An 18,538-nucleotide genomic window follows, 5' to 3' on the forward strand; every position below is an offset into this window, starting at 1 on the left:
ATGAACACCTCTGAATGGTTGTACGCGCGGCTTCACCACACCGGCCACCGGGACGGCGAACTCCTGCTCACCACCATCGTCCCGCAATGGGTGGCCGCGGCGCGCCGACTCGGCGCCGCCCGGTGGTTCTTCATCCGCTACGCCGACGCGGGCGGCCCCCACCTCCGGCTGCGGTTCCAGGGCGACCCGGCGACCATGGACGCCTGCTGGGCGGCGGGCCGTGACCTGTGGCGGGGGCACGACCACCGACGCACCGCCTCGGGCGAGGTGCGACGACTGCACCCCTCGGCCGAGAACCTCCTCCCCCGGCACGGCCGTCGACACCTCTCCCTCGGCGTGTACGGCAGGGAGCACCACTACTACGGGTCGCCGGCCGCCACCGAGATCGCCGAGGGCGTCTTCGAGGAGAGCAGTCGCGTCGCGCTGGAGGCGGTGCGGACCACGGGAGACGATCGCTCGGCCCGGGCTCTGCTGGCCGTCTCCTTCCTCCAAGCCTGCACCGGCGCCCTCGGCCCCCAACAGAGGGACCGGGTGTGGCGCCTGCACTGGCAGCACTGGACGTCCGCGGAGGCCGGCGATCCCACGCTGCTGCGTCGCACGGAGGAGCAGGCGGGTCGCTGGACTCGGGCCCTGAGGTCCCGGACCCCCGATCCCGTCGCGACGGAGCCCCTCCGACGCCTGGCGGACCGGGTGGTCGACGGAGTCCACCGGGCCTTGGCGGCGGACCGCGAGGCGGTGGCGTCCCGGCTGCTGCTGATGCACATGCACATGACCCTCAACCGGCTGGGCTTCCTCCCCCTGGAGGAGGCGCTGCTCGGGCGCGCGGCGCGGGAGACCGCACCGGCACCGCCCTGACGAGGCCCCCTCCTCGGGAGCCCCCTCGTTCCCCTCCGGAGTCCGCCACCGCGGACCGGAGGCGGGGCCCCGAGACCACGAGCCCGGCGCACACCCGGTGCGCCGTCCCGGTCGCCTCGACCGGAACCCGACGATCACGAAGGGACCAAGCCCATGAACGACCTGGACCTCCGCCTGGAGCAGGAAGCACCCGAGATCGAGGTTCTGCCCGACACCCACTCGGCGGGCTCCTGCGCCGGATCCCTCAGCACCGCCGGTTCCTTCTCCTGCCCGGGAGGATCCGTCGGCAGCGTGGGCTCCGCGAGCAGCTCGGGCTGACCGTCGCGTGCTCGTCCGAGCGCGCCCCAAGGCCGGCCCGTACCGGGCCGCACCGGTCCCCTCTCGCGGGGGACGAACATCCGCAAGGTGAAGAAGAGGAGATACGCCGTGAACGAACTCGATCTGCGCCTGGAGCAGGAGCCGCTGGAACTGGAGGTGCTCCCCGAGGAGTACTCCGCTGGCAACGTGTCCTGCGCCGCCACCGTGGGGTCCGGCTCCTGCCCCGCGATGACCTGGGGCACCGCGAGCACCCTGAGCTCGAAGTAGTCGGTGCCGCCGGACGGTGGCCCCGATCCGGGTGAGGGGCCCCGTCCTCCCATCGTCCACAAGCCCGTCCCCACACCGCACAGCCGCAGTCAAGGAAAGGAGAGACCCGTGTCGGACATCCACGACCTCGAACTCGTTCTGGAGCAGGAGCGGCCGGAACTGGAGCCGCTGCCCGCCGCCCAGGCGCCCGGCAGCACCCTGGGCAGCGCCAGCAGCATCAGCTGCGCGTCCTGCCCGGCGGGATCGATCAGCAGCGCCGGTACGGCCGGCAGCCACTGAAGCCCGCGCGGCCGGTCCCCTGACCGGCCGCGACGCCCCCACCATCCGGTGGACGCCCGTCCACCGGCTCCGACCCAGGAGGATCACCATGTCCGAGATCACCTTCGACGGCACCACGCCGGAGCTCGACCTCAGCCTGGCCCAGGAACTGCCCGAGCTGGAGGTCCTGCCCTCCGCGCACGCCCCGGGCAGCACCGCGGGGACCGCCGGCACCGGTAGCTCCATCTCCACGCCGTCCGGCACCTTCAGCAGCGCCGGTACGGCCAGCAGCGCCTGATCACGACCGGGTCCGGGTCCGGCCGCCCTGCCTGTCGGGCGGTCCGACCCGGCCCGGTCGGGTCGGACGCGGGTGAACCGGGCCGTGCCGTCGTGCGCGGTCCCGGTCCGCCCGACGGTTCGGCCCGGGGCGCCGGGGGGCGACGGTCCGTACGGGACCGGTCCGTCGTCCCCGCCCCGGGCCGCGCCGACGCGCGCGCGGTGTCCACGCCCCCGTGATCGGGCGGGTCGTGGGCACCGCGCTCGTCGTGGGCCCGGGTCGCGGAGCGCGATGGTCACGGCGGGCCGCCCGGCACGACCGAAGCGGACTCACTCCGTCGTCCCGCCTGTCGCGGCCCGCGCGGCAGCACCTCCGGCGGGATTCGAGGAGGTACTTCAAGCCGAGACGCGACCCGCGCACCTTCGACGCCCCCGCCGCGACGTGTTCAGCGGGTCGCGGCCGGGCCCAGCAGGGTCAGCGCCGCGGTGGTCAGCGCCGTCGTGGCCGAGGGCAGGGCGGTGGGCAGGTGCGGCGCGAAGCGCGGCGAGTGGTTGGACGGGAGACGGGACAGCCGCTCGGCGGTGTCGGCGCCGGGGGTCGAGGCCCACTGACGCGGCCCCACCACACCGACCATCCAGTAGCCCAACGGCACCCCGGGGCAGCCGTGGAGGTCGCGCCCGGCGTCGCCGTACAGCGCGAAGTCCTCGGTGGCCATCGAGGGACCCCAGAGCGTCACGCGTTCGGCGCCGAGGACCCGTCGGTGCGCCTCGCGCACGGCGGTGGTCAGCCGGGCGTCCGGGAGCGTCGCGGGGGAGCGGGACACCTCGGTGATCTCCGGATCGCGCGGACAGCCCGAGGCCACCGCCTCGGCCCGCACCACGCGCCGTACGGCCGACACCGCCCGGTCCAGCGAGGCGGGGGAGAGGGCGCGCACGGTGACGCCCAACTCGGCCCGGTCCGGGACGACGGAGCTGTGCGAGCCGGCGTGGAACCGACCCACCGTGATCGTGGTCTGTTCGGCGGGCGCGCACTCGCGGGACACGATGCCCTGAAGACGCGTCACCACCGCCGAGGCGGCCAGGACCGGGTCCACCGTGAGGTGCGGAGCGCCGGCGTGTCCGCCCCGACCGTGCAGGGTGACGGCGAGTTCGACGCCACCGGCCAGCACCGGTTGCCCGTGGCCGTGCGCGACCATGCCGGCCAGCAGGGGAGCCGTGTGCTGGGCCAGGACCGCGTCCGGGCGCCCGAAGCGGCCGTAGAGGCCGGCCTCCAGCATCGCGCGGGCCCCCGTCAGCGTTTCCTCGGCGGGCTGCCCCACGACGACCACCGTGCCGCTCCAGTGGCCCCGGGAGCGGGCCAGCAGCGTCGCCGCGCCGACCAACGCCGCCAAGTGCAGGTCGTGTCCGCAGGCGTGAGTGTGCGGACCCTCGGCCGCGTAGGGCAGCCCGGTCCGCTCTTCGATCGGCAGGGCGTCCAACTCGGCCCGCAGGTAGATCCGGGGCCCCGACCCGTTCGCGAGCGTCCCCACGATCCCGTGGCCGCCCACGCCCGAGGTCGTGACGTATCCCTCCGCCTTCAGCGCCGCCGCGACACGGGCGGCCGTCCACTCCTCCTCTCCCGAGGGTTCGGGATGGCGATGCAGGTCCATCGCGAGGACGGTGAGAGGGCGCAGCACCGCCTCGAGATGGCCGAGGACGGTGGTGTGCCGGTCGAGGGGGACACGGGCCGTTTCGCTCACCCGGCCATGCTCGGGGGCGGCGACGGACGACCGCTGACCGTTCACTGTCACCCCGCCGGCATGGACTGGCAGTGACATGACAGTCGCAAGCGGTCCGCGGCGCCGGCGGCGGCCGGTGCAATGGAGCAACCGCCCCGGGACGAGCCCGGGTGGAGCACCCTGGAGTGATCATGGCTGACAAGTCGACCCTGGCCGCCCTCGCCGACGAGATCCTGGAGCTGGAGTCGGAGACCTTCGAGATCTCGGACTACTCGGACGCCAGCGAGGTCGTGCTCGCCGGTTCCACGAGCTGCTCGTCCACCTCGACCTGCTCCTCCACCACCAGCACCACCTCCTGCAGCGCCTGACCGGGCGTTCCCGGCGGCGTCGGCGCCCGGCTCCGGCCGGGCGCCGACGCACGTCGCCCACCTCCGGCGACGCGCCGCCTCAGGGGAAGGGGTGCGGGACCCGCCGGATCTCCCGGTCCTCCAGGTCCGTGTTTCGCAGCCCCCCGCGCCGGGCGGCACTGCGCAGACGGGGCATCTCCAACGCCCGCTGACGCGACCAGCCGAAGTCGATCGGCAGGAGACCGGGGGCCAGTACGCACACGGTGCTCAGCCCCATGCGCAGTTGCTCCGGCGTGGTCTGGTCGACGACGATCACGTCCATCCCGGCCCGCGCCACCTCCGCCACACAGAACGCCACGTCGTCCGCCAGATCCCCGGTGCGGGGGCGCGCGGTCCGCTCCCACCGCGCGTACAGCTCGGCCGGGGCACGGACCGCGAGCGGCCGACGGTAGGGCTCCACGTGCTGGGCCGTCTCGGGCAGTCCGTACAACTGGGCGTGGTCCTTCAGATGCCGCACCCGGCTGAAGTCGTCCGCCATCGCGCGGAGTTCCGCGCGCCGTTCCCGCACCTGACCGGGCAGGTGCGGGATGTACGTCAGCACCTCCGACAGAGCGTCCTCCAGCGCGGCCGACGGGTCCAGCGAGGCCCCGGCGCCGAAGGAGTGCAGGCCGTCCCCGCCGTCCCGGCGGACCGCCAGCCCGGTGACGACCGGTATCGCGAGGTCGATCCGGTTGTCGAAGGCGCGCACGTCGTAGCCCTGGAGCGCGGCCCGGTCGATCATGGCGCGGATCGTCGGATCCGGGACCGCCGACAGATCGATCTCCGGCAACCGGGTCCCTCCGTACCAGGCGAGCAGGAAGGCGTCCCGCTCGATCAACTCCAGCAACCCGCCGAGGACGGCCTCCTCCGGGCAGCCGCCGATCGCGCATCCGTTGGAGCACTCGAAGACGAAGTTGTCCGCGGCCAGACCCGCGCTGTAGTGCACCAGCCGGGCCGGCACCAGAAGCGGACGATCGTCCCGCAGCGAGTACCCCCACACCCAGGGGATCGGCCGGTCGGGATCGAACGGCTCGACCATCGGGTCCTCACGGTAGGTCCGCGCCGCGTAGAAGCCGCAGTCCGCGGGGTCGAGGGCATCCTCCCCGAGAGCGCGGTACGACGCGGTCAGCGGTCGCGTTCCCCGCCGCCTGTGCGTGCCGGCGTAGCGCTCCAGGCCCTCCAGGAAGGCCAGGTCGCGACTGGCCGCGAACCCGTTGGCCTGGCCGCTCCAGGTCACGTCGGTCAGCCCCGCGTACCCTCGCACGAAGACGCTGCCGGCGACGGGGGCGGTCGTCGGCGAGGTGACGTTCAGCCAGGTCCCGGCCCCGAGCAGGCCGGTGACCGGGTTGGCCAGGGCCCCCGGTGCCAAGGGGTACTCGCGGGCGGGTCGCAAGCGATAGGCGTCCACCGCCGGCTTGGGACGGCTGGTCGGCGACAGTCGCGCCTCCGCGCGGGAGTCCACTCCGTCCGGGCCGCAGTGAGGGCACAGCGGATCCGCGTAGAGGGGATGGGTACGCACGGCCAGAGTCGCCATGTCCACGCGGCTCACCTGTGACAAGGCGCGATCGGCGGGCGTGGGGCCGGGGGGCGTCGGCCCCGGTGCGTCGCCGGTGACCGCGAGGCAGAGCGCGTGCACGGCGTCGACCACGAAGTCGGGCAGCTCCGGCCACCCAGGCGCGGCGCTCCACGGCGCGCCGGTCTCCAACGCCTCGCGTTCGGTGCGCGAGCGCAACCGCTGCCAACGCAGGGCGAGGCAGGTACCGCAGGCGCGGGCGCCGGCGTCCCCGCCCCAGGGCCCCACCAACACCTCCCGCGCCGTCAGGTGCACCAGTGCCGAGGGACGCTCCGCGGCGTACGGATCGTCGCGGACGTCCCGTGCGCCGAGCGGGACCACCTCGGGCGCGCCCCCGGGCAGGCCGCGCGCGGCCAGCGCCGAGCGCAGTCGACGTCGCGCGTCCTCCAGCGGCTGGCCCCGACCGTCCGAGGTGCCGGTCATACGCGATCGCTCCATCGGAAGGTCCTCAGGCCGAGCGCCCCGAAGAGGAGAGTGAAGCCGACGAGGACACCGCAGGCCGGCGCGATGTCGCCGAGGTCGCCGCCACCCGTCAGCGCGGTGGCCACGGCGTCGTTGAAGTAGCGCAGCGGCAGCGCCAGCGAGACGGTCCTCAGCCAGGTCGGCATCATGTCCAGCGGCAGGAACGATCCCGACAGGAAGGCCATGGGAACCATCAGGAAGTTGGCGATCGCCGCGACCGCCTCCGGTGTGTCGGCATAGCTGCCGATGATCACGCCTATGGACAGGAACGCCGTGATGCCGAGCAGCAGGACCGGCAGCACCAGGGGCCACCCGGAGCCCAGGACGAGGCCGAACAACGGGAGCGTGGCCACCCCGATGAACACCGCGGCCTGGACGACCCCGACGCCGAGGGCGAGCACGTAGCGGGAGGCCAGGACTGTCGGCAGGCCGGTCGGCGTCATGCGGATCAGCCGCAGCAGGTCGTCGCGCCGCCACTGCATCAGGGTGAACGCGATGCCGAACACGGCCGCGTTGCCCACACCCCACGACATCACGCCGGGCGCGATGTACGAGATGTAGGGCCGCCCGGTTTCCTCCACCTCCTGCCCGGCGAAGATCAGCCCGAACACGACGAGGAAGATCAACGGGAAGGCGAAGGTGAAGAAGAGCGTCGTGGCGTCGCGAATCTGGGCCCTGAATCCCGCGGCGGTCAGTGCGCTGTAGGCGCTCACGTCGTGCCTCCCGTCTCTGTCGTGGTGTGTGCGGCCTCGGCGGTGAGCCGAAGGTAGACGTCCTCCAGGGTGGCCGTACGGGTCTGGACGCCCTCCAGGCCGCCCAGGGCGTCCAGAGCCGACAGGAGCCGGCCGGAGGCACGTGTCTCGATCACCAGTCCGCCGCCCCGCTCCTCCACGCGGTCCGCCCCGGGGATGGCTCCGGCCTCGGAGAGAGTCATCCGGCCGGGGGGGAGCAGCACGGACGTGGCGGCGCCCGCGGCGTCGACCAGGCCCCGGGGCGAGTCCAGCGCGACGACCCGACCCGCCACGAGGATCGCGACGCGATCGCAGAGCGCCTCCGCCTCGTCCAGGTGGTGCGTGGTGTACACGATGGTGCGCCCCGCCTGTCGCAGCCGGCGGAGCACGTCCCACAGGTCGCGACGGGCCTGGGGGTCGAGGGCGGCGGTGGGCTCGTCCAGGAAGAGCAGGTCGGGTTCGTGGACCAGTGCCGAGGCGACGGCCAGTCGCTGACGCTGACCACCGGAGAGGTTCTCCACCCGGGTGTCACGCTGGTCCGTCAGCGACACGCTCTCCAGGGCGCGGTCGGCCGCCGCGCGGCCCACGCGGTAGAGGGCGGCCACGGTCCTCAGATGTTCGGCCGCGGTCTGGCGCACGAAGAACGCCGAGGACTGCGTCTGCACGCCGAGACGCGGCAACAGTGCCGTGTCCCGTGGCCAGGGCGAGCGGTCCCACACGCGGACGCTTCCGGAATCGGGTCGGCGCAGCCCTTCCATGATCTCGACCAGGGTGGTCTTGCCGGCGCCGTTGGGGCCGAGCAGGCCGAGGAACTCGCCCCGCGCGACCTGGAGGGTGACGCGGTCCAGGGCCTGACGTCGGCCGTAGCGCTTGCTCACCTCCACCACGCGGACGGCGGCACCCGGGTCGGGTTCGCCGGGGGAGGCCGGCGCGGTCGGTGTGTCCTTCAAGGGAACTCCTGGGAACGGGCCCGTCAGGGGGCGAACAGGGCGTACGCGGCCGTCACGGGGGCGGCCACGAGCAGACAGACCAGGACGCAGGAACCGATGCCGTACGCCGTGTAGATCGTCCGAGCCCGGCGCGGGTAGCGCGCGGCGGCCGGGCGGTCCCGTGTCCGCAGTCTGAGGTACCGCCCGCTGTCCGCCGCGAGGTCGGCGGCGCGGAGCAGGTGGGCGAGCATGGTGTAGCCGTCGAGGGGGGGCAGGGGCACCAGGTTGACCAGGGCCTGTACGCCGCCCAGGAGCAACAGCCCCGACAGCGTCCGGCGTGTGGGGTCCGCCGGTTCGAGGACGGCCCACCAGAGCCCGAACGGGAGGAGGAAGAGCAGGTTGGCCAGTGCCCCGGCGGCGGCGATGGTCAACTGATGTCGGCGACGTGGGAGGAAGCGGTAGTCGCCGACCCGGCAGTACATGGTCGCGAACGGCAGCCTCCACCGCAGCCCGATCTCGCTCACCGCCGCCCCGTAACGCCGGGCGGCGATCCCGTGAGCCAGCTCGTGGGCCACGGTGCTCGTCCAGAGCAGGGAGAAGACCGCCATCAGGGGGACGGGGTGCCGCAGAAGCCACCAGGTGTCCCGGAGCACCGTCTCGATCCCGACGACCAGCGCCACTTGGAGGGCCAGCCCGAGCGCGAGCGACGGCAGCAGGACGACGGGGCGCAGCAGGGGGCTCAGGAGTCGTCGCAAGCGTTCGGCGGTGGCGTCCGCGTCCGCGACGAGGCGCAGGCTGCCCCGGTACAGGCCGCCCACGCGCGCGGGCGTGCTCGGCGCCGCGACGACCTCCCGCCGGGGCGAACCCACGAGCAGTCCTCGGCCGCCGAGGAGTCCCAGCAGCCGGTTCCAGTTGGCCTCGCCCAGTCGCTTGCCGAACTCCCGCGCGTACTCCCCGCCGATCTCTCCCAGACTTCTCTCCCCGTCCAGACGGGATATGAGGAAGTGTTCCTTCGGGCCGACCTCGAAGGCGGAGCCGACGACCGGGTCCCGGATCAGGTGCACGGTGGCCGGGCCGCGCAGGAGTGGCTCGCTGAGCAGGATCTCCGGGCGCAACCGGGGACGTCGCTCGAAGAGGGTGGTCGGCTCCGCGCTCACGGGCGGGCCTCCGGCACGGAATCGGTGTCGGCGCGCAGCACCCGGCCGAGGACGTGGGCGAGGTAGGCCTCGTCCCGGATGGTCACGTGCAGCCGATTGTTCGTCATGTGCATGTACGGCGAGAGCAGTAGCGGAAGGACGACGTCCGGGTCGGTGACCCGCTCGTCCCGGGTGCCGTCCCAGGACCGGAAGACCAGCTTCCCCGCACGCGCGAGGTCGACCACCCGCCCGCGCAGCAGCAGGCAGTGTTCGGCCCAGCCGTGCAGGAAGGGGGGGAGCCGATCGAGACGGTCCGCGGCGAGCGCACGGCGGATCTCGTCGAACCGCCGGCCCAGTCGCGGCGCCGTCTCCGCGTAGTGGCGGTCGTACTCCGTCGAGCCGATGAAGCCGGTGCCGGGGAAGGCGCGATGCCAGAACTCGTAGTACCGCTGGAGGTAGTCGGCGAGTTCGTCGTCGCCGGGCAGGAAGCAGCCGGCCATCACCATCATCAGCTGCGCCGAGGTCCCGAGCAGTACGGTGCGCAGGTGCAGGTTCATCCTGCCGAAGGCCTCGATCACGAGATCGCTGGAGTGGGCGAAGTGCCACTCCGCGAGTTCCACCCCGGCGGGTCCGCCGTACTTGCCGTACTCCGGCTCGTAGGGCTCGCGGGAGCGGGAGTTGTTCGGCCGCAGCCGCATCCGGCCGTCCGCGCCCAGGAAGTCGCCGCGGTCGCCCTCGGGGAACTCGATCTCGAAAAGGGTGTTGTAGAACTCGTTGAGGAAGCCGGAATCGACCTCGTAGAGGGCCGGCCGCCTGCGAAGGAAGGCGTCGACGGCCTCCTCGGCCCGTCGCCGCACCTCCTGGCCCGCCTCCTCGCTCGCCGGCCTCAACCGCAGGCGGACGTGCGGCCCTTCCAGCCAGTAGTTGATGAAGAAGTGACCGGCGAGCAGTCCGTCCTCGCGCAACTCCGCCACCAGCGGGCCGATACAGTCCACCAGCAGCGGCTGGGGGTTGGCGGCGTAGAAGACGTGCAGGGCCTGCCAGGCGCCGGGGGCGGGCTTCACATCGGACACGGTGCCGTCTCCTCGGTGTGTCGGGTGGTGGTGTACGTCTCGACGGAGAGCTCGGCGACGTGGCCGCCGCGGTCGCTCACGGCGTGCGGCGCGTCCTCGGTGGGCAGCGCCTCGCGCAGTTCGACCCGATCCTCGTCCGACTTGACCAGGGCGGCGAACGCCGCGAGCGACAGTGGGCTGTCGAAGTCGACGTACTGCGGCTTGGTGCCCGCCGCTCCGGGCGGACCGCCGGAGACGGTGGCGAAGACCCGGGCCGGGAGCCCGTGCAGACGCCGCCACCGCCGCCAGGCGAGGAACCTCGCCTCCTCCGACGCGTCGGCCGGGGACAGGGGAAGGAAGGCGCCGGTCGTGGACCACCCCCGTCGCGCCAGGACCAGGTCGCCGTGCCGGACACGGGGACGGCGGGCGACCCCCTGACGGGCCGGACCGGCGGGGACCCCGGCCCACACGTCGAGCGGGGCCATCGACGTCGGGGACAGCAGCAGCAGCGTGCGGGGCGTCTCCGGAAGCGCGAGGGGCACCAGATAGCCCAGGTACACCGGGATCACCTCGCGTCCCAGGCGCTTCGAGCGCAGCACCAGTCGGTCCTCGCGCGCGTCGTGCTCCAGGCGGAGGTCGTCCAGGTGGATGCGCCGCTCCTCGGGCACGGTGCTGGTCTCCCCCGGGCACACGATCTGATACTCGGTGAGCCGGCCGTGCAGATTGAGGTTGCTCGTCACGGGACCGCCGGTCAGCTCCGCGAGGACCGCGCCCGGGGGCGTGAGACCCGCGGCCTGCTCCCGCAGCGCGTCGCAGACACCCGGACCGCCGCCCTCGTCCCACACGTGGGTGAAGCGGCTGAAGGGGAACGACAGCCCACCGTAGGAGCGGTTGAGCACCAGCAGCGGCTCGCCCCCCTCCGACGCCACCTGAAGGTGGTGGCTCTGCGGGGTGAACGGAGCCCGCAGGCCCTCCAGTTCCGCGGCGACGGGCCTCAGGTACTCGTCGGTCAGGACGAGATCCCCGTCGCCGGCGTGCCGCGACCAGAGTTCCCGCATCCCGGCGACGAACGCCCGCCGCGCCCGGTCCAGGGCCTTGATCTCCCCCAGCCCCAGCCAGTTCTCCTCCGGAACGTACTCGCCCTCGGCGTCGAAGGGCACGCGTTTGGAGGTGAACGACAGGTACTGGTCGAAGAAGTCCTCGTGGAAGTCGTGCACCAGCCCCAGCAGGTCGTCGCAGCGCCCCCCGCGACCGTGGCGGGCGACGAAGAACCCCTTGAACGTGAGCCGCTGCGGCAGGGTGAGGTCGAAGGCGGGCAGAATCCGTTCCACCGAGCGCAGGGCTCCGCCGTCGCGCCCCGTCCACGCCCCCATCCCGCAGGACACGTTCGCCCCGGCGTCGACGTCCTCGTACAGCAGGGTCTGTGGCAGGGCCGCCGGGTCGTCGCCGAGCAGGCGTTGGGCCCGCTCCAGGCGGTCCCGCAGGTCCCGCAGGATCCGCTCCCGCCCGGCGGTGTCCGCGTCCGGGAAGTCGTCGACCAAGGAGGCGGCGGCGCCGAGTTCCTCGGCCAGCGCGTCGGCCCACGGACGCTCCAGCCCGCGCAGGGACTCCTGGAAGGAGCGCAGCGGATCCCCGGTGTGCACGTCGGTCTCCAGGCACGGGACCCGGATGAGGCCCAGCGTCAGCAACGCCGAGACGTACTGTTCGGCGGGCCCGGCCCCGGACCCGTACGTGGAGTCCAACCACTCCACCAGGTCGCCGTAGCGCGGCTCGCCCGTGCCGAGCAGCGTGATGATTCGGTCCAACGTGCCGCTGCGCCGGAGGTAGAAGAGCCGGTCCCTGACCGAGTCGAAGGTGACGGCCGCGTCGTCGTCGCCCGCGGTGACCCAGCGCCTGACGTACCGTACGCGACGCTCGTCTCCGCCCCACCCCGAGGCGAGCCGCACCGGCAGGTCGGCGCGGAGCGCGGGGGAGGCGAGGACTCGTTCGGCGACGCGGGCGAGCACCACGACGTTGATCCGCGCCCGACTCCGCCATGTGGGGTCGAGGCGGACGGAGGGGTCGTCGCCCTCGACGAAGGTTCCCAGGGCCACACCGGTGAAGGAGCTGAAGGGGCTGGTCTTGCAGACCGTCCGGTACAGGTAGGACAACAGCGAGCGTTCGACCTTCCGCGTCCGCTTGTCCGGGCGCCCGTCCGACGCGGATCGGGCGTAGGCGTCCAGACGTCGCTCCAGCGTGGGCGAGGCGAGTTGGAGACCGCGCCGCAGGCGTGGCTCGGCGACCAGGTCGCGCAGCGCCGCGCGGCACTCGGCCAGTTCCGCTCGCAGCGTCCGCCCCCCGGCCTCCCGCAAGCGGTCCAACTCCCCTCGGTTGGTCAGCCAGCTCCGCGTCCGCGCGGCCGCGACGGGGTCCAGCGCCTCCACCAGTGCCAGGGCCGAGGCGCCGGCCGCGGGCACTCGGTTGTTGAACACGTCGCGGCGCATGGCCAGCAGCGCGCGCCGGCCGGCGTCGTCGGCCTGGCTCTCGGCGGCGGGGACGAGCGCGTGCAGGACCTCGCTCAACTCCCGACCGGCGCCGGCCAGCTCCTCCTCGGCCGCCAGGACGTCCTCGGCCCACCGCACCCCGCCGGGGCAGCGCAGGCCGTGGAGCGTGTCGACCGGCAGGCCGGCCACTCTCAGCAAAAAGCGCCGGCCCGGGCGCCAGGTGGTGTCCGCGGCGGTGTTGTCCGTGGTCATGTGTCCCACCTCAGGCGATCTCGGAGCGGAAGTCCGCCGGTCGCGGTCGTTCGTTGCCCAGCGGCATGATCAGCAGGGGCGCCTCACCGTCCTTCTCCAGTCCGAGTCGCTCGATGTAGGAGACGTTGTCGAAGCCCAGGGCGACGCCCGCGCCCAGGCCCAGCGCCGAGGCCGCGGTGTAGAAGGTCTGGGCGACCGCCCCCACTGTGGCGTTGACCCACCGGTACCCCCGGTCGCCGACGCACTCCAACACGGACTGGGTCCGTATCGTCGGGACGACGACGGCCCCCGCCTGTTCGAGGTTGTAGTTGGACAGGAAGTAGTTGCTCTGCAGGAACGATCCCGGAGCGCCGGAGGCCACCAGCCGCAGCGCGTGTGCCTCGGGGTCGTAGGAGTAGGCTCCCGGTTCGACCCCCTCGACGTGGTTGACGAAGGCGTAGAGCCGCGCCAGGCGCGGTGTCCCGGCCGGCTCGGCGTCGCTGTCCAACCGCGTCTCCGCGCAGGCGGCGAGCGTGGTCGCCAATTGTCCGGCCGTCAACGGGACGGTGGCGTCGAAGCGTCCGAAGCTGCTGCGCCGGGCTCGCAGCGCCGTGCGGACGTCCACCTCCGGGAAGGCCGCCGGGGGCAACGGCACCGGCTCGCCCTCGCCGCGGTCCACCGGACCGCACCCGTCCAGCGCCCCCGGCGCGGGACGGTCGGCCGCGCGCCCCGTCGTGGCGCGGTGGACACGGCGCAGGGTCTCGAAGCCGAGCACCCGACGGGACCGCTCCAGGTCCCGCGACCGCACCGCGGCCCCCATCCCTCGCGGCGTCCGCGTCGGAGGCGGGGGCGCGTCCCAGCTCAGGGGGACCACGGCGAACAACCCTTCCTCGTCCTCGCCCAGACCCAGCAGCCGCGCCAGCCGCGCCTCGTCGAACCAGAGCGCCGGCGCCACGCTCAGCCCGCGGGCCCGACTCCAGAGGCGCCAGGTCTGCAACAGCGCCCCCACGTCCATGGAGACGGCATGGAACGCGAAGTTGTTGTATTTGAACGAGTTCTGCCAATACTTGACCCCCAGCACCAGATACTGGTCCGTGGCCGCGTCGAGGGCGCCGAGGGCGTCGTGGACCTCCCCGCTCACGTCACCCGCCAGGAGCCGCTGGATCGCGTGGCGGTGCGGGGCGTAGTAGTAGACCCCGGGCGTGAGAGGCCCCGAACGTCCGGTGACCCAGTAGACGCTCACCGGGTAGAGACCGCCCCCCGAGGCCGTGCCCCGGGACCAGTTGGCCCGCGCGTAGTGAGGAAGCGCCGCGAGGTCGGTGTTGGCCTGCACGCCGAGGCGTCGGCCCACCAGCCCGTAGGAGTCCCGCAGCATGCCGGACAGCAGGGGCAGGGAGAAGCTCCGCTCGGGCCCGGGGCGCCCTCCGGGCAGGCAACCGGCGGCGACCGTCGCCTCCGCCGGGTAGGGAGCCTCGGGCAGCGAGAAGGACCGGGCGCCCGGATAGAACTTCGCCTTCCGTGGCCGGTCCGCCCAGTCGGGCACGAAGTCGGTCGGCTCCATCGGCGTCCGACCCCGGTGCAGGATGGCCGTGGCGTATTCCCGGGCGAAGCCCATGGACGTCTCCTCTGCTGTGGCGTGGGGGCGTGCTGTGGTGCGGTCGGGTCGGTCGCGGTCAGGGGAAGGGGTGCGGCGCCGGGTTGAGATCGGCCGGCACCAGGTCCCGGTCGCGCAGCCCGGCCTCCCGCAGCGCCGTGCGCAGTCGGGGCATGCCCAGGGCACGCTGCCGTGACCAGCCGAAGTCGATGGGGAGCAGACCGGGGACGAGGACGCTGAAGGTGTGGAGACCCAGCCGCGCCTGCTCCGGGAGAGTCTGGTCGACCACCACCACGTCGAAACCGGCGTCGGCCACCGCCGTGACGCACCGTTCGACGGCGTCGCGCAGGTCGGAGGTGTCCGGCGCGCCCGACCAGGCGAGATCTCCGACCGCCGACTGCTTCCCGGCGACGCGAGGGCGCAGCAGGAAGTCGGCGTGCGCGGCCATCTCCGGCAGTCCGTACACCAAAGGGTGGTCGTGCAGCGCGGTCACCCGGGTGAAATCGGCCGCCATGGCGCGCAGCCGCGCCTCGTCGCGGCGTGTCCTGTCGGGGAGGTTGACCGCGTCGGTGGCGATCTCGCACAGCGCGGCGTCGAGCGCCGCCTCCGGATCGAGTCCGGCACCGGCCCCGAAGCACATCCGGCCGATCCCACCGTCCGACCGCTCGGCGACGGCCGTGATCACGGGGATCGGGAACGTGATCCGGGTGTCGAAGAAGCGAGCCCGGTATCCGTACATCGCCAGCCGGTCCACCAGTTGGCGGGTCGCGGGCCGGGAACTGGTGGCGGGGTCGATCTCGGGCAGTGGCTGCCTTCCGTACCAGGACAACAGGAACGCGTCCCGCTCGACGACTTCCATCAACCCGAAGTACACGGCTTCCTCGACACAGCCCCCGGAGGCACACCCGTTGGAACTCTCCTGGACGAAACGGTTCTCCAGGCCCGGTGCGTGATAGTAGGTCAGGATCTCCGGCACCAGCCGCTCGGCCCCGTCGCGCAGCGACCAACCCCACACCCAGGGGATCTCCCGATCCGGGGAGAAGGGAGCGACACGCGGGTCGGCCCGATGGAACTCGGGAGAGTAGAGCCCGACACGGCGCGGGTCGACGGCCTTCTCCCCGAACTTCCTCAGTGTCCCGATCACCCTCGTCCGCTTGGCGCGAGCCCGCATCCCCGCGTACCGCTCCAGCCCCTCCAACACGCCGACGCGGGCGCTGACGCCGAACGAGCCGGCGTGCCCGCCCCAGAACGTCTCGCGCAGATACCCGCCGGAACGCAGGGAGAAGCAGCCGATCGTCGCGGACGTCGAGGTGGAGGACACGTCGTACACCACGGAGGGCCCGAGCGCCCCGCAGATCGGGTTGGCGAAGGCCGCGACGTCGAGGTCGTGGCTCTCGATCCCCCGGCGCCGGAAGGTCCCCGGCGCGTGCATCGGGGCCGGGCCGAGCGCGACGGCCGCGTCCTCGGCCGTGTCCTCGACCGGCCGGGAACACCCGGGGCACTCCGGGTCGGGAACCAGAGGATAGCCACGCACCGACGACGACGACAGATCGAGCACGTACACGTCGGGGAAGGGCACGCGGCCCGAACGCGAACTCGCCCGCACCACGACGGAGGCCAGCGCGTCGGCGGCGAAGGGCAGGGCGTACGGCCAGGCCCCCGCGGCGTGCGTGGAGCCTCCTCGCTCCAGGGCGTCGCGCAGCGCCACCGAACGAACGGCCTGCCAGCGCCGCGCCAGACACAGGGGGCAGGGCGAGTCGGCCTCCCCGGGAACGGGACCGACGACGGCCTGCCGCCCGTAGAGGCGTACCGGCACCGCCTCGGGCGCGTCGAGGTCCCGCTCCTCCGCGAAGGCGTCGCGCAGCCCGAGCGCGCCGACCGACACCGCCAGGTCGCCCCGTCCCAGTCTGTTCAGGGCGGCGCGCAGCGGCCCGGCCATCCGGTCCTCGGGCCCGGCCGCTGGCGTCCCCGGCGCGGACCCCCCCGCGGAGCTATCGGACACGGTCGGCCCCCGAGGTCAGCAGGACGCGGACGACGCGCACGCCCCCGGCGTCCAGATCCGCCGAACCCGTGCGGACCAACAGGGCGTCGCGCCCCGCCTCGGAAAGCCGACCCGCCACCTCGGCCCACGTCGTGGCGGGTCCCTCCGCCTCCCGGGACCCGACGACCGCCAAGGCCCTCGGGTCCAGCTCCCCCAACGGCGGTCCCCCGAAGGCGGTCCCCTCCGGCAGGCCCTGCGACTCCGACTGGACCTCGCCCAGCAGATCGCGCAGGGCCGCCGAGGCCGCCGCCGTCGGCGACAGCTCCGCCGCCACGGTCCACCGCTCGGCGCAGCGGGCCAGGACCACCGACACCCCGGAGCGACCGCGCTCGCCGAGGTCGAGCAGCTCCGCGTCGACCCCCAGATTGACGGCGGACCGCGACAGGAAGACGAGCTCGGGGTCGGCGATCGCCGACAGATCCAGCCGGCGCGCGTCGGCGTCACGGAGCGTTCGGCGCACCGCGTCGTAGGCCAGGGCCGACAGCAGTCCCCGGGCGGCGGCCTCCGACGGGGTCGAGGCCGCCGCCATACCGGCGCGCGTCGGCTCGAAGAAGCCCTCCCGGTTGTCGGAGCCGAAGGGGCGGACCGCCCCGACCGGCACCAGCGCGCGCTTCTTGGTCAGCAGGGACGCCGCCGCGGTCCACTCCCGCACCTCGTCCCCCGTCCCGCCGACGCCCGACCAGGTCGCGAGGGTCGTCGGGTCCAGGCGGTCGGCGGGGTCGGCGTCGCCGTGGTGGGCACTCGGCACGACGTGCTCGGCGTAGACCTCGGCCGCGCGCCGCAGCGCGCGCAGCCGTGCCCCGGCCACGTGGTGGACGTCGGCCGCCGCGACCCGACGCGTGTGCCCGTGAGCCGTGCCGAACACCACGACACTGAGCTTGAGCGGCGTCTGGGTGATGTCCTCGTCGTCGTACCGGTGGAAGACGCCCGCGTGCGGGCGAAGAAGCACCGAGTGGCGGTTCAGCTCCTCCATGGTGGCGTCGGCGTCGCGGGCCGTGTCGACGGTGGGCAGCGCGAGCGCCCCCGGCTCGCCGTCGAGCCCGGCGACATCGGGCGCGTCAAGAACCGCGTCGCCGGTCTTCGCGCACCAGGGACACCGCGGATGGGGGAGCAGCGGTTCCGTCGTCACGTCGAGCGACTCCGCGTCCTGCAGGACCAGGGCCCCCGCCGTCTCGGCCGGCAGCGCGCCGGTGCGGGTCTTGAACACCTCGTGACCGAGGAGGTTGCCGAGCATGGCGGACAGCGGTCGGTCGGGCCGGCACGCCGTGGTCTCCTGCGCCGCCTCCGGGGCGAGCACCAGGGAACTCCAGACGTCGGCGGCGGACGAGGCGTCGCCCGCCCCCATCCGCAGGACCGCGCAGACCAGGCATCCGGCGGTGGGCGAGGACATCGCCGGGCCGACGATCGCGCGACCGCCGAACGACCAGGCGGGCAGCAGGGTGCGACCGGCCGGTATCCCCTCCCTCAGCAGACCGACGACGGTTCGCGGCGTTCGCCGACCGCCCGTCACCACGACGATGTCGTACCCCGCCAGTCCCTCCCAGGACGGTGGCGTGTCCGGCGCGCCGGCGGCGGGAAGCTCACGGACGTCGACGGGACACCCGTCGGCGGCGGCGACGGCCGCCTCCTCGTCGATCCCGTCCCGATCGATTCCCGGGAGGACACCGATGGCGGCGGTCCCGTTGCGCAGCAGACTCGTCACGCACCAACGAGCCACCTCGTCCGTGCCGAGGACGGCCACCCGGGTGTCGCGAAAACGTCGGAAGCGGCGGGCCGCGTCGTCCACGTAGTGGTCGGTGTAGGCGACCTGGGCGGCGTAGCGCCGGAGTACCTCGCCGTCGGGCTCCGGCCCGGGGAAGCCACCCTCCTCGTCCTCCCCGGGCACGCGCCGGGCGAAGCCCCGTTCGTACAGGGTGCCGACGAGTTCCCCCACCATGTGGCGCTGCCGATCGCCGAACCCCGCGCAGATCTCCGCGACGGTGTGTCGTCCGTCCAGGTGCGGCACGAGCAGGGTGGCGAAGCGATAGGCCGACTTGGCGGTCAGCCGGAAACCTCCGTCGGCGTTGTGGAACAGCACACCGTCCGGGGTCTCGGTGAAAAGGACGTCGTGTCGGATACGGGGACGCGACGCCGCGACGGCTTCGTACCGGTGGGAAGGCATGGTGGTGTCACCTCTCGTGGCGGATGTGGGGGAGGGGCGACCGGGGGCGGTCCCCGGGGAGTGGTCG

Annotated in this window: 16 protein-coding genes; 6 read left to right on the forward strand and 10 right to left on the reverse strand. The window is 73.4% G+C overall.

Annotation, left to right across the window (positions count from 1 at the left end):
- The 5 genes from JEK78_RS21975 (at nt 1) to JEK78_RS21995 (ending at nt 1,996) form a co-directional block, all read left to right on the forward strand.
- Nucleotides 1-855 (forward strand): thiopeptide-type bacteriocin biosynthesis protein, encoded by an 855-nt coding sequence (locus JEK78_RS21975; protein ID WP_200261906.1) that lies wholly within the window; start codon nt 1-3, stop codon nt 853-855.
- Between the two features lie 153 nt (nt 856-1,008).
- Entirely contained in the window at nt 1,009-1,173 is a 165-nt protein-coding gene (locus JEK78_RS21980; RefSeq protein WP_200261907.1) for a thiocillin family RiPP, read from the forward strand.
- Nucleotides 1,174-1,260: 87 nt separating this feature from the next.
- Nucleotides 1,261-1,440, forward strand: coding sequence for a thiocillin family RiPP (locus JEK78_RS21985; protein WP_242483172.1), 180 nt, complete (start codon nt 1,261-1,263; stop codon nt 1,438-1,440).
- A 108-nt stretch (nt 1,441-1,548) separates the two neighbouring features.
- Complete coding sequence (locus JEK78_RS21990; protein ID WP_242483173.1) at nt 1,549-1,719, forward strand: thiocillin family RiPP; 171 nt, start codon at nt 1,549-1,551, stop codon at nt 1,717-1,719.
- Nucleotides 1,720-1,807: 88 nt separating this feature from the next.
- Nucleotides 1,808-1,996, forward strand: coding sequence for a thiocillin family RiPP (locus JEK78_RS21995; RefSeq protein ID WP_200261908.1), 189 nt, complete (start codon nt 1,808-1,810; stop codon nt 1,994-1,996).
- Nucleotides 1,997-2,420: 424 nt separating this feature from the next.
- Here JEK78_RS21995 and JEK78_RS22000 read toward each other — a convergent pair whose 3' ends face one another.
- Complete coding sequence (locus JEK78_RS22000; RefSeq protein WP_242483174.1) at nt 2,421-3,713, reverse strand: amidohydrolase; 1,293 nt, start codon at nt 3,711-3,713, stop codon at nt 2,421-2,423.
- Between the two features lie 170 nt (nt 3,714-3,883).
- On the opposite strand from JEK78_RS22000, the gene JEK78_RS22005 reads away from it, so the two are divergent.
- Complete coding sequence (locus JEK78_RS22005; protein WP_053760578.1) at nt 3,884-4,060, forward strand: thiazolylpeptide-type bacteriocin; 177 nt, start codon at nt 3,884-3,886, stop codon at nt 4,058-4,060.
- A gap of 79 nt (nt 4,061-4,139) precedes the next feature.
- Here JEK78_RS22005 and JEK78_RS22010 read toward each other — a convergent pair whose 3' ends face one another.
- Genes JEK78_RS22010 through JEK78_RS22050 form a run of 9 tightly spaced genes read right to left on the reverse strand, consistent with a single transcriptional unit; the run spans nt 4,140 to nt 18,471 of the window.
- The gene (locus JEK78_RS22010; protein WP_200261910.1) at nt 4,140-6,074 is read right to left on the reverse strand and encodes a TOMM precursor leader peptide-binding protein; all 1,935 of its coding nucleotides are present in this window, start codon (nt 6,072-6,074) and stop codon (nt 4,140-4,142) included.
- Entirely contained in the window at nt 6,071-6,826 is a 756-nt protein-coding gene (locus tag JEK78_RS22015) for an ABC transporter permease (protein ID WP_200261911.1), read from the reverse strand. Before JEK78_RS22015 ends, JEK78_RS22010 begins: the two co-directional genes overlap by 4 nt.
- Complete coding sequence (locus JEK78_RS22020) at nt 6,823-7,794, reverse strand: ABC transporter ATP-binding protein (RefSeq protein ID WP_200261912.1); 972 nt, start codon at nt 7,792-7,794, stop codon at nt 6,823-6,825. The genes JEK78_RS22015 and JEK78_RS22020 overlap by 4 nt, the downstream gene beginning before the upstream one ends.
- A 23-nt stretch (nt 7,795-7,817) precedes the next feature.
- Nucleotides 7,818-8,930, reverse strand: a complete 1,113-nt coding sequence (locus tag JEK78_RS22025; RefSeq protein WP_200261913.1) for a peptidase M50 — start codon at nt 8,928-8,930, stop codon at nt 7,818-7,820.
- Nucleotides 8,927-9,982 carry a lantibiotic dehydratase C-terminal domain-containing protein gene (locus tag JEK78_RS22030; RefSeq protein WP_200261914.1) on the reverse strand — a complete coding sequence of 352 codons (1,056 nt, stop codon included), beginning with the start codon at nt 9,980-9,982 and terminating at the stop codon, nt 8,927-8,929. The genes JEK78_RS22025 and JEK78_RS22030 overlap by 4 nt, the downstream gene beginning before the upstream one ends.
- Nucleotides 9,970-12,696, reverse strand: coding sequence for a lantibiotic dehydratase (locus JEK78_RS22035; RefSeq protein ID WP_200261915.1), 2,727 nt, complete (start codon nt 12,694-12,696; stop codon nt 9,970-9,972). Before JEK78_RS22035 ends, JEK78_RS22030 begins: the two co-directional genes overlap by 13 nt.
- Nucleotides 12,697-12,706: 10 nt before the next feature.
- Nucleotides 12,707-14,290: a SagB family peptide dehydrogenase gene (locus JEK78_RS22040; protein WP_200261916.1), complete on the reverse strand. Its 1,584-nt coding sequence runs from the start codon at nt 14,288-14,290 to the stop codon at nt 12,707-12,709.
- A gap of 58 nt (nt 14,291-14,348) precedes the next feature.
- A complete protein-coding gene (locus JEK78_RS22045) occupies nt 14,349-16,208 on the reverse strand; it encodes a TOMM precursor leader peptide-binding protein (protein WP_200261917.1) in 1,860 nt (619 codons plus the stop codon).
- Between the two features lie 52 nt (nt 16,209-16,260).
- Entirely contained in the window at nt 16,261-18,471 is a 2,211-nt protein-coding gene (locus tag JEK78_RS22050) for a TOMM precursor leader peptide-binding protein (RefSeq protein WP_200261918.1), read from the reverse strand.
- Nucleotides 18,472-18,538 lie beyond the last annotated feature (67 nt).

Origin of the sequence: Streptomyces sp. HSG2, assembly GCF_016598575.1 — a bacterium.
In the GTDB taxonomy this organism is placed as follows: domain Bacteria; phylum Actinomycetota; class Actinomycetes; order Streptomycetales; family Streptomycetaceae; genus Streptomyces.